Source organism: Bradyrhizobium sp. BRP56 (assembly GCF_020194035.1).
In the GTDB taxonomy this organism is placed as follows: Bacteria; Pseudomonadota; Alphaproteobacteria; order Rhizobiales; family Xanthobacteraceae; genus Bradyrhizobium; species Bradyrhizobium australafricanum.
Genome location: NZ_JADYVV010000055.1, coordinates 45,992 through 62,006 on the forward strand (window position 1 = coordinate 45,992; position 16,015 = coordinate 62,006).

Consider the following 16,015-nt stretch of genomic DNA (forward strand, 5'->3'; position numbering starts at 1 on the left):
GTTGTCTGGATCTGATGCAGCGTCGGCTGTGCGCCTGCGCGGCGTCAGCAAGACCTATGACAGCGGCGTGAGGGCACTCGGGCCGCTCGACCTCGACGTGAGGCGCGGCGAGTTCGTCTCGCTGCTCGGGCCCTCCGGTTGCGGCAAATCCACCGCGCTGCGGCTGATTGCAGGTCTCGCCACGCCAAGCGCCGGCACGGTCGAGGTCTCGCATCATGGCGCGGAGCAGCGCGGCAGCCACCGCATCGGCTTCGTGTTTCAGGAGCCGACCCTGATGCCGTGGGCCACGGTGCGCGACAATGTCCGCCTGCCGCTGAAGCTTGCCCGGCTGCCTGCGACCGCCGCCGACGCGCGCATCGATGCGGCGCTGGATCAGGTCGGGCTTGTGGAGTTCGCCGACGCCTATCCGCGCGAACTGTCCGGCGGCATGAAGATGCGGGTGTCGCTGGCGCGCGCGCTGGTCACCGATCCGGATGTCCTCTTGATGGACGAGCCGTTCGCGGCGCTCGACGAGATCACGCGGTTTCGCCTCAACAACGACCTGCTGTCGCTGTGGCGCACCCTGCACAAGACCGTCATCTTCGTGACGCACTCCGTGTTCGAGTCGGTCTATCTTTCCGAGCGCGTGATCGTGATGACCGCGCGCCCGGGCCGGATCGGCGCCGAGTTTCGCATCACCTCGCCGGAACCGCGCGGCGAGGAGTTCCGCACCTCGGCCGAATACGCCGCGTTCTGCCGCGAGGTCTCCAGCGCGCTGGCGCCATCGTATGCAGGGCAGGCGGGCGCATGAAATCTCCGCAGGACCTCGTCCGTTTTCTGCTGCCGCTTGCGGTGTTCGCCGCTGGCCTCCTGCTCTGGGAAGCCATCGTCCGCGGCTATGGCATCCAACCTTACGTGCTGCCGAGCCCGCTATTGGTGCTGAAGACGCTGGCTGCGGACTGGCCTATCCTGTCGCAATCGCTCGGCGTCACGCTCCTGACCACGCTCGAAGGCTTCGTTGCCGCGGCAATCGGCGGCATCGTGCTGGCGCTATTGTTCAACCAGTCGAAATGGCTGGAGTATTCGCTGTTTCCCTATGCCGTGGTGCTGCAGGTTACGCCCGTTATCGCGATCGCGCCGCTGCTCCTGATCTATCTGCAGCAGCAGACCGCGGTGATCGTCTGCGCCTGGATCGTGGCGTTCTTTCCGGTGCTGTCGAACACGACGCTCGGCCTCAATTCGGTGGATCGCAACCTCGCCGGATTGTTTCAACTTTATGGCGCCTCACAGCTGCAGACGCTGCTGTTCCTGAAGCTGCCCGCGGCGCTGCCCTATATCCTCGGCGGTCTGCGCATCGCCGGCGGGCTGTCGCTGATCGGCGCCGTGGTCGCGGAGATCGCGGCGGGCAGCGCCGGCGCCGGCTCGGGCCTCGCCTTCCGGATCGCTGAATCAGGCTACCGGCTGAATATTCCCCGCATGTTCGCAGCACTTCTGCTGCTATCGCTGGCCGGGATTGTCATTTATGGGTTGCTGGCGCTAGTTTCGCATTTGTTGTTGCGGCGTTGGCATGAAAGCGCGTTAGGAAAGGACAGTTGATGGCCCCGATTTCTTCCGAAAAGATCGATCTGTTGATCTATGGACCGATCCGGCCAATCCTCGAAAACGGCTTTCCCGATCAATACGTGCTGCACCGTGCCGAGAGCCGCGGCGACCTCGAGCGGCTGACGCCCGATACGCTGGCGAAGATCCGCGGCATCGCCGTCACCTATCACACGATGGCGACCGACAAGACCGCGCTGGCGATGTTTCCGAAGCTCGAGATCGTCGGCAGCTTCGGCGTCGGCTACGACCACGTCGATTCCGCCTATGCGCGCGATCACAATATCGTGGTCACCAATACGCCCGACGTGCTGACCGAGGAGGTCGCCGATGTCGCGATGGGCCTGTTGATCGCGACGTTGCGCGAATTCGTCAAGGCCGACCGCTATGTGCGCTCCGGGCTGTGGCAGACCCAGAATTATCCGCTCAGCGTCGGCTCGCTGCGCGACCGCAAGATCGGCATCGTCGGCATGGGCCGGATCGGCCAGGCGATCGGGCGCCGTCTTGAAGCCTCGCGGGTGCCGGTGTCCTATCACTCGCGCAATCCGTCCAAGGACGTCTCCTACAAGCACTATCCCGACCTGATCGAGATGGCGAAGGCGGTCGACACCTTGATCGTCATCGTGCCGGGCGGCGCCTCGACGGCGAAGATGATCAATGCCGACGTCTTGAAGGCGCTCGGTCCCCGCGGCGTGCTGATCAATGTCGCCCGCGGCTCGGTGGTCGACGAGCCGGCGCTGGTCGCGGCGCTGAAGTCCGGCACCATCCTGGCCGCCGGTCTCGATGTGTTCGCGGCCGAGCCGAACGTGCCGGACGAACTGAAGGCGATGCAGAACGTCGTGCTGCTGCCGCATATCGGTTCGGCCTCGGTGGTGACGCGCAACGCGATGGACCAGCTCGTGGTCGACAACATCAAGAACTGGTTCGCCGGCAAGCCGCCGCTGACGCCGGTTGCGGAAACGCCCGTCAAGGATCGCTGATGTCGTTGTCCCGCTTCAACGCCGTGCTGTGTCTGCTGCTGGCCGCGTGCGGTCCGGCGGCGGCGCAGGACGTCACGACGTTGAAGAAGGACATGATCGGGCAGTGGGAGCTCGCCACCACCGAGCGCAGCAAGACCTGCGTCGTGACGCTGAAGGGCGATACGGCGCCGCAAGGCTTCAAGCTCGAGCTCGAGCCCGCCTGCGCCGCCGCGCTGCCCTTCACCAAGGACATCACCGGCTGGAGCATCAAGGGCCTCGGCGACATCGTGCGGCTGCACAATGCCGCCGGCGAGACCGTGATCGATTTCACCGAGGTCGAGACCGGCATCTTCGAAGGGATGCGCACCAACGAGGGCGTCTACATCCTGCAAAACCTTGCCGCGGCGCGCTCGCTCGCCAAATCGATGGACCAGATGATCGGCGACTGGTCGATGGTGCGCGGCAACGGCCAGGCGATCTGCACGCTGGTGCTGACCAACACCGACGCCGGCAACGACAATTTCCAGGTGTTCCTGAAAGGCAAATGCGATCCCGCGGTTGCGGCCTTCAACCCGACCATGTGGCGGCTCGATCACGGCCAGATGATCCTGATGTCGGCCAAGGGGCAGACCTGGCAGTTCGAGGCCGACGACAACGCCCAGTGGCGCCGCGTCCCCGACAGCGCCGATCCGCTGATCATGCTGCGGGAGCAGTAGATCCGGTGCTGGCTTCGTAGCCCGCATGAGCGCAAGCGATATGCGGGGTGTCTCGAGCAGCTCCCGGGTATCGCTTCGCTCACCCGGGCTACGGGACTGCCACAAGCTCCGTGTCGTCCGTGCTTTGGCAGGGGCGGCGATGAGGCTGGTATGATCTGCTTTTGCCCGAAAAAATAATTCCCGCCCCCTGTCGATTCACCCCCTCCCGGATCGTCGTTCCCCATAGCGAGCCGGTCTTGCGGCGATCATCGCCGCGTCTCGCCCAACAGGAGTTTTCCGATGCGCTTCATGTATATCGTCACCTCGCCCCAGCCCCCGGGCCCGCCGACGCCGGCTCTGATGGAGGCGATGGGCAGGCTTGCCGAGCGGGAAATCAAGGCGGGCCGTATGATCGACACCGGCGGGCTGTTGCCGGTCGCGATGGGCGCCCAGGTCCGCATCACCGACGGCAAGCTCAACGTCGTCGACGGGCCCTTCGTCGAGACCAAGGAGATGATCGGCGGCTACGCGATCTTCGAGCTCCGCAACAAGGAAGAGGCGGTCGCCGCTGCCGTGGAGTTCATGCAGCTGCACAAGGAGCATATGCCGGGTTGGGAGGGAACCTGTGAGGTTCGCCCGTTCGCCACCCCGGGCGCCGACGGCGGCTGTCAGGTCGATGTGTCCGCCTGCGCCTGATGCGCCGCGGGAACAGGGCGTTCGCAAGCGAAGTGGACGCCGGTTCGCGTGAAGAAAACGCGTCAAGCCGAGAATCCAGGTCGGCGGCGATGACGGCCGCCGACATCCAGGCCACGATCCTTGCGGTGTGGCGCATCGAGCAGCCGCGGCTGATCACCAGCCTGTCGCGGATGCTGCGCGACGTGCCGCTCGCCGAGGACCTGACCCAGGAAGCACTGGTCGCCGCGCTCGAGCATTGGCCGGCGGATGGCGTGCCGGAAAAGCCCGGTGCCTGGCTGATGGCGACGGCCAAGCGCCGCGCGCTCGACCATCTGCGCCGCAATCGCATGCTGGCCGAGAAGCACGGCGTGATCGCGCACGACCTGGCGCGGGAGCAGGAGACCATGCCCGACTTCGATGCCGCGCTCGACGACGATATCGGTGACGAATTGCTGCGGCTGATCTTCACCGCTTGCCATCCGCGCCTGTCGCGGGAGGCGCGCGCCGCACTGGCGCTCAGGATGATCTGCGGCCTCACCACCGAGGAGATCGCGCGCGCCTTCCTGCAGGCGGAGGCGACCACCGCCCAGCGCATCGTGCGCGCCAAGCGCACGTTGTCGGAGTCAGGCCTTGCCTACGAGACGCCGCGCGGCGAGGAGCTGTCCGAGCGGCTCGCCTCCGTGCTCGAGGTCGTCTACCTCATCTTCAACGAGGGCTATACCGCGGCAAGCGGCGACGAATGGCTGCGGCCGCAGCTCTGCAACGAGGCGCTGCGCATGGGCCGCGTGCTGACCTCGATCGCACCATCGGAGCCGGAGGCGCACGGCCTGCTGGCGCTGATGGAGTTCAACGCTTCGCGGATGGCGGCGCGCACCGATGCGTCCGGCGAGCCGATCCTGCTGATGGACCAGAACCGCGCGCGGTGGGATCGCCTGCAGATCCGCCGCGGGCAGCTCGCGCTGGCGCGCGCCCGCGAGCTCGGCGGCGCCGGCGGCTTCTATGCGCTGCAGGCCGCGATCGCCGCCTGCCACGCCGAGGCCGGCACGCCTGACGCGACCGACTGGCGCCGCATCGCCGCGCTGTACGGCGATCTCGCCGCGCTCTTGGATTCCCCCGTGATCGAGCTCAACCGCGCGGTTGCGATCGGCATGGCCGAGGGGCCGCTTGCCGCGCTCGCGATCGTCGACGGCCTCGCGGATGAGCCGGCGCTGCAATCCTATCATCTGCTGCCGAGCGTGCGCGGCGATCTGCTGCATAAGCTGAGCCGTTTCGCGGAGGCGCATGCCGCGTTCGAGGCCGCCGCCGCCCTGGCCGGCAATTCGCGCGAGCGTGAGTTCCTCAAACGCCGCGCCGCGATCGCCGCGCGTGCCGCGCAGGATCATGGCTGCCGCTGACGGCTCCGCGATTTCGACGGAACGAAACCACTTAGCCCGCATGAGCGAAGCGACATGCGGGTCTTTGCCACGAGCGACCCCGGGTGTCGCTTCGCTCACCAGGGCTACAAGGTTGCTCGGATCGTCGTGTCCGCGATTTCGACTCAAACCTGCGGCATGCTCGGACGACATTCTTTTGGACCGGGAACTGCCACCATGACGAAGCCATCCGTGCCGGCGATCGGCCTCGACCCGACCTTCGTCGATCTGTCCGTCATGCCGCAGTTCACGCCCGAACTGGTGCGCAGCTATCTCGACGCGCAGATCGAGGGCCTGCGGACGCTCGGCTACGACGTCGAGAGCTGCCTGATCGACCTCGGCGATACGGCGGAGGCCGTGACGGCGGCGGCCCTCAACGCGCGCCGCTACGACTGCGTCGTGATCGGTGCCGGGCTGCGCGAGCCGCCGGAGCGGCTGTTGCTGTTCGAGACGATCCTCAATCTGGTGCACCGGCTCGCCCCCGATGCCGCCATCTGCTTCAACACCAGGCCGGCCGATACCGCGGCGGCCGTGCAACGCTGGGTCAAGCCTTAGGACGCCAGATGAGCGTCGCCTTGAGCCGGCGAATCGGGCGCGGCGCGCTGCCCGCCGCCGCCCAAGGCGGACACTCGGGCCGGCCCGATGCCGGCATTGGCTGGAGGCACGCCGCGAAGGCCCGGCGGTTGTTGCCGGCGGCAACCTATGACACCATCCAGAGTCCGATTTGTTTTAGACTTTGGAAGCCTATGCCGCGCCGCAAATTTGCCTGGGAAAAGCTGACGGACGAGCAGTTGCTCGCGCAACCGCTCAACCGCCTGAGGGTCGCCGTCGAGGGCACCTGGCTCGCCGATTGTGTGAATACGCTCTATGAGGAGCTCGAGGAGCGCGGCATCCGGTTGCGGCCGCACACATGGATCTCGAGCGAATGGTTCAGCCCGGCAGATGTGCCCGGCATCGCGATCCCGTTCTACCTCGCCCATCCCCGCCTGATGAAGCTCGAGAAGAAGATGATGCTCGACGTCGAGGGCGCCTCGTGGTCCGAGTGCATGGCCATTCTCCGCCACGAGGCGGGGCATGCCGTACAGCACGGCTACCAGCTGCAGCGCCGCCGGCGCTGGCAGCAGCTGTTCGGTCCGTCGTCGCAGCACTACCCGCGCTACTACCGGCCCAATCCGGCCAGCCGCAATTATGTCCAGCACCTTCGGCTCTGGTACGCGCAGAGCCATCCGGACGAGGACTTCGCCGAGACCTTCGCGGTGTGGCTGCGGCCGCGCTCGAACTGGCGGACGCGCTATGCCGGCTGGCCCGCGCTGAAGAAGCTCGAATATGTCGAGGAGCTGATGGGCGAGATCGCCGGCAAGCGGCCGCAGCTCGCGACGCGCGAGCGGGTCGATCCGCTGCATACGCTCAAGCAAACGCTCGCCGAGCACTACAGGAAGAAGCAGGCATTCTACGCCTTCACGCCGCCGAAGACCTACGACCGCGATCTCTCCAAGCTGTTCTCCGCCGATCCGCGGCATTACCGGCGTCCGCCGGCCGCTGCCTTCATCAGGCGGCACCGCGCCCAGATCAGGCAGCTGGTGGCGCGGTGGACCGGCGAGAACCAGTTGACGCTCGATGCCGTGCTCGATGATATGATCTCGCGCTGCCGCGAGCTCAATCTGCGTGCCGTCGGCCCCGAGCAGAAGCTCGTGACAAACTTCACCATTCTGCTGACCGCCAAGACCATGCACGCGCTGTTCGGCCCGTCGCGCCGGAAATGGATCGCGCTATGAAACAGCTTCGCATTCTGGTGCTGATGCACCCGGACTGTGTGCCGCCCGACTCCAGCGATGGATACAGCGCGCGGGAGATCAACGAGTGGAAGACGGAATACGACGTCGTCAGCACCCTGCGCGCGGCCGGCCATGAGGTTCGTCCGCTCGGCGTGCAGGAGGAAATCAAGCCGGTGCGCGACGAGATCGAGGGCTTCAAGCCGCACGTCGTATTCACGTTGCTGGAGGAGTTTCACTACGACGTCGTGTACGACCAGCACATCGCGAGCTATCTCGAGCTGATGAAGATCGCCTATACCGGGTGCAATCCGCGCGGCCTGATCCTGGCGCGCGGCAAGGATCTATCCAAGACGCTGGTGCACCATCGCCGGATCCCGGTGCCGGCCTTCGCGGTGTTTCCGATGCGCCGCAAGGTCAAGCGGCCGCCGCGTCTCGAGCTGCCGCTGATCGTCAAGAGCCTGAGCAGTGATGGATCGCTGGGTATCTCGCAGGCGTCGATCGTCGATACCGACGAGAAGCTCGCGGAGCGCGTCGCCTTCATCCATGAGCGGATCGGAACGGCCGCGATCGCCGAGCAGTTCATCGAGGGACGCGAGCTCTATGTCGGCGTGCTCGGCAACAACCGGCTGCGGGTGCTGCCGGTGTGGGAATTGAAATTCGGCAGCATGGGCGGCCCTGCCGCGCGCCAGATCGCCACCGAAAAGGTCAAGCACGATACCAGCTATCAGGAGCGGGTCGGGATTGTCGACGGCCCGGCCGAGGACCTCACGCCGGAACTATCCGCCCATATTCAACGGCTGGCGAAGCGCATCTACCGGACGCTGGGGCTCGATGGCTATGCGCGCATCGACTTCCGCCTGTCCACCAATGGCGTTCCGTATTTCATCGAGGCCAATCCCAATCCCGAAATCGCCAAGAGCCAGGAGTTCGCGACGGCCGCCGGGCATGACGGGCTGGACTATCCGGATCTCCTGCAGCGCATCGTGACGCTCGGAATAAGCCGCGCCAAGGCCGGCGCATCGCTGGGCTGACTCGAGGCCGCTAGATCATGATGCGTTTCCACGGAATCGCATCATGATCTCATCTCCTTGTTTGAGCATGATCTTTTCGGAAAACCGGTTTCCACTTTTCCGGATCATGCTCTAAAGGCTGCGCTGCATCGGATGGCGTCGCGCATCCTTGGGAATGAACATCGCAAACGTTTCCCTAACGCGCGCGGCCGGCGTCACGGTGCCGGCAGCCGCGGACACTGGGGCCGCCGTCGGATGAAATGCGTCAGGTTCCGGCCAGCGCCGTGCAAGGATTTCGTTTACCGAAACCGGCATCGAGAGCCCATCACTGCGGCAGCTGTCGTAGACGTACAGACCGGCAAGAAAAATCGATACGACAACAAGGATCGTCCTGAAAATCGGCATTGTGCTTGCGCCTTCTTGATTGAGGCGAACAATGCCCGGCGACGGTGAACCGCGCGTTTAGCGCTGCGGCCGATCGACCGATACGGTTCCCAACTCATGAATGGGCTTGCGTAAACGGCTCGCTTACCAATGCCTTCAAGGTTGCGGCAACCAGCTTTCCTCACCGGCGGGAAAGGAGTCTCTGGCATTGAAAGACCAACAACAAGACTGAGGAGGCACCATGTTCGTCGCCATTCGAGTCATGATTCTGATCGCCAGTGCATACGCCGGCTCGGCCGTTGCAGAGATGCAGTTTGCACCGCTGCCGAGCCTTGCGGCGTCGTCCGCGCCGTAGCGCCGGCAAGCGAGACGGCGCGCACTACGCCGGATTGGGCGCCGCCGCGCCGACCCCGATCGCGCGGGCCGCGTTTTCCGTCATCCTCGTTGCCGTCAAACGCAGGAAATACAGCGACAGTCCCGGGTTGCGCTCGCACAGCTTCCTCAGCGCGCCGTCGCTGATCCAGAGCAGCTCCACATCGGTCGCGGCTTGAGCCGTTTGCGTGCGGCGGCGCTCGAGCGAAAACAGCCCGATCTCGCCGAACAGTTCGCCCGCCGAGACCCCGCGATCGATCTCGGGAAACCTGACCTCGCCGGACACGACCATGTACAGCAGGTCGGCGTCGTCGCCCTTCCTGAAGATCGTTTCTCCCGCCTTGAGATGCTTCGGCTGCATGAACGGCTGCAGCCAGTTCGGAGAAAGGTCCGTCGCTGCAGCACGCTTCGCTTTCCGAAGCAGCCGAACCATCTGGAACAGCAACACCACGTTCAGCGGCAGCAGAATGATATGCAGGATGAGCACCGGGTAGATCCGGTCGCCCAATCCATAGCTGATGAATGCCAAATTGCTGAATATCGCGACAGCGCGCAGGCTCAACATCGTACTCATGCAGAACGTCAGCAACACAAGCGCCGACGCCAGATAACCCAAACCATCGATCAACGTCATGACAACGCCCACTGGGAAATGAAAATTGCAAGCAAACCGATCTCAAAACGACCGGCAACATACACCAGTGCGCTCAGTTTCCTGAGCGGAAATATCGCCGGCCCAGCTTGCGGCGGTGCACGCGTCGTGACGCGGCCTCAGCTCGACGAACGCGCGCGCGAGGCGACGTGAACGGCCCGGCCCTTCGCCGGCTTTGCCCTGGCGGCGACGATGGTCGGGCGCGCCTTGCCGAGCCGGGCCGCGCCCGGCGAGCTCTTTCTGAGCACGAGCGCGAGCCGCTTGCGCACGCGGCCGGCGACCGACCTTGCCGCCTCTCGCGCGGCCTCGGCCTTGCGGATGATCGTCGTCACCGCGGACGCCGGCGACGCCGCGACGAAGGCGACATCCTTCGCCTTCGAGAGGCCGCCTATGCCTTCGCACGGCGCTTCGCCCGGCAAGTCGATGCGGATCGCGAGCGTCTCGGCATGCTCGACCCAGTCCTCCGCCTTGGTGCCGGTGATGATCCGGACATAGTCGCGAGTCTCGCGCGGCAGCTCGCTCTGCCGGGCGAGCCATTTCTGGATGCGGCCGCTGCCGGCATTGTAGGCGGCCGCCGCCAGGCCGAGATTGCCGAAATCGTCGCGCAGCTTGCGCAGCAGTCTTGCGGATGCCGGCAACGCCTGCAGCGGATCGAAGGGATCGTCGAGCCCGACTTCGGCCGCCGTCTCCGGCATGAACTGCGCAACGCCCTGCGCACCGGCATGGCTGATCTCGTTCGACCGAAAGCGGCTCTCCTGCCAGATCAGCCGCGCAAAGAACGCAACGGGGATTTCGCTCGCCTGCGCCGCGTCCTTCAGGCTGTGGCAGAATTTGTCGATCGCGGACATCTGCGGCTCGGCCGCGGCATCGCTCGGCTGCGCCGCAGGCGCGGGCGTCTTGTCCGCGTCCGTCGCAGCGGGCGCCTCGCTGGCATCAGCGCTTTCGATAAAGCGCGCGGCAAACGGAACGGCGTCGGATGTCGCGTCGCGCGAGAATGTCGGGGCTTGGGTTGAGGCGTTGATCGAGCCGGGCGAACGATCGAAGTCGAGCATCAAGACAAGAAACGCGGCAAGCGCCGCGATGACAAATCGCATTTGCTTCCAGAGACCTGAATTGTGATGTGAGTTGCGCGCAAATGCACTTCGGATCACGACTTTTTAGCGGGTCGATTGCGGCGAAGCCGCGAAATCAGCTGTTCCGCCGCGGAACTTCGCCGCTGTTCGCATTGGAACTTCGACGCTTTCCGTAGCTTTACGGAAGATGATCACGTTGGGATGTACGATGTTCCGACCGTTTTCCGTTGCACGTTTTGCGATTGCACTTTTGCTTGTGTCGGCCGCGCCGGCGGTGGCCGCGGGTCTTGATGCGGCCGCGATCAACGACGTGGCGGCGCCGCCGGCAAAATTGCCGGACCGTCGTCAGCTCAACGCCTTCGTTGCCAGGCTCGAGATCCTGCTCGACCGCGCGCATTTTTCTCCCGGCGAGATCGACGGCAAGCTGGGCGACAACGCGCAGAAGGCGCTCCGGGCGTTTGCCGACGCGAATGGATTGTCCTTCGACAAGGCGGTGACGCCGGAGCTCTGGAGCGGGCTCACAACCGCCAGCGAGGGGCCTGCGATCGTCAGCTACACGATCGTCGACGCCGACGTAAAGGGGCCGTTCGCGAAGAGGATCCCCGCGAGGATGGAGAGCATGAAGAGCCTGCCGGCGCTGGGCTATACCAGTCCGCGCGAAGCGCTCGCCGAAAAATTCCACATGAGCGAGGCGCTGCTTCAGGCGCTCAATCCGGGACAGAAGTTCGACAAGGCCGGCGAGACCATTGCGGTTGCCAACGTCGTCGACGCCGGAAAACCGCCGCAGGTCGCGCGCGTCGAGGTCGACAAGACGCGGCAGGCGCTCAGCACGTTCGATGCAGCAGGTAAGCTGCTCGGCTTCTATCCTGCGACCGTCGGCAGCGCGGAGAAGCCGACGCCGAGCGGAACGCTCAAGGTGACGGCGATCAACAAGAACCCGACCTATCGCTACAATCCGAAATACGCGTTCAAGGGCGTCAGATCGAAGACGCCGTTCACGATCAGGCCCGGTCCGAACAACCCGGTCGGTGTGGTCTGGATCAACCTCTCGGGCGAAGGCTATGGCATTCACGGCACGCCCGATCCCGGCAAGGTCTCCAAGGCGGAGTCCCATGGCTGCGTCCGGCTCACCAACTGGGACGCGCAGCGCGTCGCGGCCGGTGTCGCGAAGGGCACGCCGGTTGCGTTCATCGATAGCGCGACAAGCTCAGCAACGGCGACGCGCTGACTTTGACGCAACATCGTTCACAGATCAGCAACCGACAGAAATGTTGGCGCGCTCGGCCGCGGGCCGGACGCCCGCGCGCTCGGGAGATGATGCGCAGCCGGCGAGCGAAGCGGCTCCGCTTTCCAAGCCTAGCGCAGGATTCGCTGGTATGCCAATGTCGCGTCGTGCCAAACCCGCAGGAGGTCAGCATGCGAACGATCATAACGAACATAGTGGGAGCACTCTGCGCCATCGCGATGGTCGCGAGCGCACACGCAGCGGTCAAGGAAGAGCCGGTCACCTATACCGACGGCGAGACCACGATGAAGGGCTTCGTCGTCTATGACGACGCGACCCAGGCCAAGCGGCCCGGCATCGTCATGGTGCACGAATGGTGGGGCATCACCCCGCATATCCATAACGAGGCGCGGAAGTTCGCGGAGCAGGGCTACGTGGCCTTCATCGCGGATATGTACGGCGACGCCAAGACTGCCGACAACCCGAAGGATGCCGGCGCGCTCTCGGGCTCGGTGATGAAGAACCCGAAGGTGATGGAGCAGCGCTTCAATGCCGCGCGCGAGCAACTCGCCAAGCAGGCCTCGGTCAATCCGCAGCGGATCGGCGCCGTCGGTTACTGCTTCGGCGGCGCGGTGGTGCTGAACATGGCGCGCACTGGCGCCGATCTTGCCGCCGTCGCGGGCTTCCACGCCTCGCTCGGTCTCAATACCCCCGCACCGGCGCCGGGCACCGTCAAGGCGAAAATCCTGATCCTGAACGGCGCGGACGACCCGTTCGTGAAGCGCGAGCAGTATGATGCGCTGAAGAAGGATTTCGACGCCGCGAAGGCCGATTACCGGATCGTCGAGTATCCCGGCGCGGTGCACGCGTTCACCAACCCCGAAGCCACCGAGCTCGGCAAGAAGTTCAACCTGCCGCTCAGATACGACGCCAAGGCCGATCAGGAATCCAAGGCCGAAGCCGCCAAGCTGTTTGCCGCCAACCTCAAGAAATAAGCAAAAGGGCCACCCAAAACGGTGGCCCTTTTCATTCGTGGCTGCCTTGGTCGCGGAAGTGGCAGGGCCGCGGCCTCGCTGGTGCGGCCGCGCCTTGAAGCCATGCGGATGACGCAGCCGGCCGCGCGGATGCTGGCCGTCTCGCACGGTTGCCACGGGGCGCTCCCCGGCCGATGATGCGCAAAACGGATCAGAACAATCGAGAGGGAGCGAATGCGCGGGCGTCGTGTGCTGATGGAATCGTTCGTGTCGCACGGCGTGCGTCATATCTTCGGCAATCCCGGCACGACCGAAACGCCGCTGCTCGATAGCCTGCCGGCCTTTCCCCAACTCGAATACATCATGGCGCTGCATGAAGGTGTCGCGGTCAGCGCCGCCAGCTTCTACGCACAGGCGTCGGGGCGTGTCACCGTCGCCAACCTGCACGTCGCTCCCGGCCTCGGCAACGGCATCGGCTCGCTGTACGGCGCGCTGAAAGCAGGTTCGCCCGTGGTCGTGACGGCCGGCCAGCAGGATACCCGAATGCGGCTGAAGAATCCGCTGCTCGGCCATGACCTCGTCGCGATGGCGGCGCCGGTGACCAAGTGGAGCGTGCAGATCGAGCGCGCCGACGAGATCGCGCCGATCATGCGCCGCGCGTTCAAGGTGGCGACCGATGCGCCGCAGGGGCCGGTGTTCGTGTCGCTGCCGATCGACGTCATGGAACAGGAGACCGCGGTCGATGCTCTGGCGCCGGAGAATTTGTGGCGCTCGACGCGCCCCGATCCGGCCGGCATCGAAGCGCTTGTCGCGCTGCTTCTGAAGTCGAAGAAGCCGGCCATCATCGCCGGCGACGACGTGGCGCGTTCGGGCGGCGAGCAGGCGCTGATGGCGCTTACGGAAGCAATCGGCGCCACCGTCTGGTTCGAGGGGCTGCGGCATCACGCGCCGTTCCCGACCAGCCATCCGAGCTATCGTCAGTCGCTTCCGGGCGACGCAAGGCAGGTGCGCAAGGCGCTCGGTGATGCCGATCTCGTGCTGCTGATCGGCGGTCCGTTCTTTGAGGACATCTGGTTTGCGCCAGGTGGCCACATCCCTGACGGCGCGTCCGTGCTGCAGATCGAAGCCTCGGCCGAGCGCCTCGCGCTCAACAACCGGCTCGATGCCGGCATCGTCGGCGACATCGCCGTCAGCATCAATGCATTGTCGGATGCGGTGCGTGCAAAGGCGGCCGCGGACTTCAGGCAGGCCGCGCAAGGCCGCAATGCCGCGCTCGCCGAATTGCAGGCGAAGGAGAAGGAGGCTTATCGCGCGCGCGTCGAGAAAAGCTGGGACCGCCAGCCGACCGCGATGCCGCGCCTCACCGCGGAATTGCGTCGCGGCCTGCCCGATGATGTCGTCATCGTGGATGAAAGCATCACGGCGAGCCTCGATCTCGCGCGCGCCTTCGACTATCGCGGCTTCGGCGATTATTTCGGCGGCCGCGGCGGCGGCATCGGCCAGGGCCTCGCCGGGGCGATCGGCGTCAAGGTCGCGATGCCGGATCGTCCGGTGGTCGCGATCTCCGGCGACGGGTCGGCGATGTATGCGATCCAGGCGCTGTGGACCGCCGCGCACCACAAGCTTGCGATCGTGTTCGGGTGCTGGCCAACCGCGAGTACCGCATCCTCAAGCACAATGTGGACGTCTGGCGGCAGAACTTCGAAGCCGGCACCCAGCATCCCTATCAGAACATGGATATCACCGGCCCCGCGCTCGACTTCGTGCATCTCGCGGCCGGCATGGGCGTCGAGGCGGTCAGGGTCGAGAAGGCCGACGACATTGCCGGTGCAGTCGCAAAGGCTGTCGCGGCGCAGCGGCCGTACCTCGTCGAGATCGCAATCGAAGGCAAGCGCTAGAGCATAATCCGGAAAAGTGCGAAGCGGTTTTCCGGCAAGATCATGCTCAAACAGGGAGCAAAGAGCGCGATGACGATTCGATTCGATCGCGTCGCGCTTTAGAGGAGTTTCTCATGGCAGGCATTCTGGACGGCAAGGCTGCATTGGTGACGGGCGGCGGCTCCGGCATCGGCCGGGCGACGGCAATTGCCATGGCACGTGAAGGCGCGCGCGTGGCGGTGTCCGACCTCTCGAAGGACGGCATCGAGGAGACCGTCGCGCTGATCAATGCCGCCGGCGGCCAGTCGATCGCGATCCAGGGCGACGTCACCGACGAGGCCGACGTCGCGAACATGGTGGCCCGCACGGTTTCGGCGTTCGGGCGCATCGATTGTGCGTTCAACAATGCCGGCGTTGCCGGGCGCTCCGTCGGGCCGCCCGGCCAGCGCATTCATGAACTCACGCAAGCCTCGGTGGCCAAGATGTTCTCGGTGAATCTGATGGGCGTGTTCCTGTGCCTGAAATACGAGGTCGCGCAAATGCTCAAACAGGGCGGTGGCGGCGCCATCGTCAATACGGCCTCGATCGCAGGCCTGGTCGGCCTCGCCACGTCCGGCCACTATGTCGCGACCAAGCACGGTGTCGTCGGGCTGACCAAGTCTGCCGCGATCGAATATGCCCAGGACGGCATCCGCGTGAATTGCGTCAATCCCGGATACATCAAGACGCCGATGACCAAGGAGACGATGGACGAACGCTATGACGAGATCATCGCCAAGGTGCCGGTCCGTCGCCTGGGCGTGCCCGAGGAAATCGCCGAAGCCGTGGTCTGGATGTGCTCGGACAAGGCGTCGTTCATGACAGGCGCATCGCACGTGGTCGACGGCGGCTATAGCGCCGCCTGATCTTCCGAAGGGCCTTTAGTTTACGTTAGTGGCCCAGTTGCACAAACATTCGATCATCGCGGCATATTGGCCCGCATTGATCTTCGTGGCCTCAGCGCTCTTGCTGCGAGTGATGCATCTCAGGCAATATGGCGCTTAGCAACGAAGAGCTTCGAGATTTGGTGTTCAAACTCAATCGCATTGTCGGTTTCATCATTCTAGCAGCGCTCGTCTACGGCATGCTCCAGGCTTGCGGGTTGCTTCCTGAGGGCGCACCTGCGCTGTTTCCTCAACGCAGCGGCTCGCCTGCGGCTTAAATGCTCCACATCCGAACGTCCGCTGCTGGCCGATTTTGTTGAAAAAGGCCGCGGTTGCGACTCAGAGGTACCAGTGATTCAGTCTGTTTAATTGGCAGGACTGAAGATCATGATGGGACATCGGCAAGTCGAACAGGCCGCTTTGTTCTATGA

17 protein-coding genes are annotated in these 16,015 nt (G+C 64.9%); 14 read left to right on the top strand and 3 right to left on the bottom strand.

The window, feature by feature from the left end; translation table 11 throughout:
* Position 1: 1 nt before the first annotated feature.
* From I6F38_RS31175 to I6F38_RS31215, 9 genes are all read left to right on the top strand, one after another.
* The gene (locus tag I6F38_RS31175) at positions 2–790 is read left to right on the top strand and encodes an ABC transporter ATP-binding protein (protein ID WP_225163103.1); all 789 of its coding nucleotides are present in this window, start codon (positions 2–4) and stop codon (positions 788–790) included.
* Entirely contained in the window at positions 787–1,575 is a 789-nt protein-coding gene (locus I6F38_RS31180; protein ID WP_225163104.1) for an ABC transporter permease, read from the top strand. Before I6F38_RS31175 ends, I6F38_RS31180 begins: the two co-directional genes overlap by 4 nt.
* Entirely contained in the window at positions 1,575–2,558 is a 984-nt protein-coding gene (locus I6F38_RS31185; protein ID WP_225163105.1) for a 2-hydroxyacid dehydrogenase, read from the top strand. The genes I6F38_RS31180 and I6F38_RS31185 overlap by 1 nt, the downstream gene beginning before the upstream one ends.
* Positions 2,558–3,253: an AprI/Inh family metalloprotease inhibitor gene (locus I6F38_RS31190; protein ID WP_225163106.1), complete on the top strand. Its 696-nt coding sequence runs from the start codon at positions 2,558–2,560 to the stop codon at positions 3,251–3,253. Before I6F38_RS31185 ends, I6F38_RS31190 begins: the two co-directional genes overlap by 1 nt.
* Before the next feature lie 279 nt (positions 3,254–3,532).
* Positions 3,533–3,928: a YciI family protein gene (locus I6F38_RS31195; RefSeq protein ID WP_076832680.1), complete on the top strand. Its 396-nt coding sequence runs from the start codon at positions 3,533–3,535 to the stop codon at positions 3,926–3,928.
* Positions 3,929–4,017: 89 nt separating this feature from the next.
* On the top strand, positions 4,018–5,301 hold the full coding sequence (locus I6F38_RS31200; protein WP_225163107.1) for a sigma-70 family RNA polymerase sigma factor: 1,284 nt from the start codon (positions 4,018–4,020) through the stop codon (positions 5,299–5,301).
* A gap of 195 nt (positions 5,302–5,496) precedes the next feature.
* The gene (locus tag I6F38_RS31205) at positions 5,497–5,874 is read left to right on the top strand and encodes a hypothetical protein (protein ID WP_225163108.1); all 378 of its coding nucleotides are present in this window, start codon (positions 5,497–5,499) and stop codon (positions 5,872–5,874) included.
* 191 nt (positions 5,875–6,065) lie between these two features.
* Positions 6,066–7,094 carry a putative zinc-binding metallopeptidase gene (locus tag I6F38_RS31210; protein ID WP_225163109.1) on the top strand — a complete coding sequence of 343 codons (1,029 nt, stop codon included), beginning with the start codon at positions 6,066–6,068 and terminating at the stop codon, positions 7,092–7,094.
* On the top strand, positions 7,091–8,125 hold the full coding sequence (locus tag I6F38_RS31215; protein ID WP_050382451.1) for an ATP-grasp domain-containing protein: 1,035 nt from the start codon (positions 7,091–7,093) through the stop codon (positions 8,123–8,125). The genes I6F38_RS31210 and I6F38_RS31215 overlap by 4 nt, the downstream gene beginning before the upstream one ends.
* Before the next feature lie 111 nt (positions 8,126–8,236).
* Here I6F38_RS31215 and I6F38_RS31220 read toward each other — a convergent pair whose 3' ends face one another.
* Together I6F38_RS31220 and I6F38_RS31225 are read right to left on the bottom strand one after the other, a co-directional pair.
* Positions 8,237–8,509: a hypothetical protein gene (locus tag I6F38_RS31220; protein WP_225163110.1), complete on the bottom strand. Its 273-nt coding sequence runs from the start codon at positions 8,507–8,509 to the stop codon at positions 8,237–8,239.
* A 358-nt stretch (positions 8,510–8,867) separates the two neighbouring features.
* Positions 8,868–9,368, bottom strand: a complete 501-nt coding sequence (locus tag I6F38_RS31225; RefSeq protein WP_225163111.1) for a cyclic nucleotide-binding domain-containing protein — start codon at positions 9,366–9,368, stop codon at positions 8,868–8,870.
* Between I6F38_RS31225 and I6F38_RS31230 the strand changes: the two genes are divergently transcribed.
* Positions 9,333–9,665, top strand: coding sequence for a hypothetical protein (locus tag I6F38_RS31230; protein WP_225163112.1), 333 nt, complete (start codon positions 9,333–9,335; stop codon positions 9,663–9,665). The genes I6F38_RS31225 and I6F38_RS31230 overlap by 36 nt on opposite strands.
* On the opposite strand, the gene I6F38_RS31235 is transcribed toward I6F38_RS31230, so the two are convergent.
* Positions 9,632–10,606 carry a transglycosylase SLT domain-containing protein gene (locus tag I6F38_RS31235; RefSeq protein WP_225163113.1) on the bottom strand — a complete coding sequence of 325 codons (975 nt, stop codon included), beginning with the start codon at positions 10,604–10,606 and terminating at the stop codon, positions 9,632–9,634. The genes I6F38_RS31230 and I6F38_RS31235 overlap by 34 nt on opposite strands.
* Before the next feature lie 187 nt (positions 10,607–10,793).
* Here I6F38_RS31235 and I6F38_RS31240 point away from each other — a divergent pair, with 187 nt between their 5' ends.
* The 4 genes from I6F38_RS31240 (at position 10,794) to I6F38_RS31255 (ending at position 15,566) form a co-directional block, all read left to right on the top strand.
* Entirely contained in the window at positions 10,794–11,813 is a 1,020-nt protein-coding gene (locus I6F38_RS31240; protein WP_168858218.1) for a L,D-transpeptidase family protein, read from the top strand.
* A gap of 188 nt (positions 11,814–12,001) precedes the next feature.
* A complete protein-coding gene (locus tag I6F38_RS31245) occupies positions 12,002–12,805 on the top strand; it encodes a dienelactone hydrolase family protein (RefSeq protein WP_225163114.1) in 804 nt (267 codons plus the stop codon).
* 213 nt (positions 12,806–13,018) lie between these two features.
* On the top strand, positions 13,019–14,689 hold the full coding sequence (locus tag I6F38_RS31250) for a thiamine pyrophosphate-binding protein (protein WP_249794364.1): 1,671 nt from the start codon (positions 13,019–13,021) through the stop codon (positions 14,687–14,689).
* A 106-nt stretch (positions 14,690–14,795) separates the two neighbouring features.
* Positions 14,796–15,566, top strand: coding sequence for a glucose 1-dehydrogenase (locus I6F38_RS31255; RefSeq protein ID WP_076832663.1), 771 nt, complete (start codon positions 14,796–14,798; stop codon positions 15,564–15,566).
* The last annotated feature ends 449 nt before the right edge of the window (positions 15,567–16,015 follow it).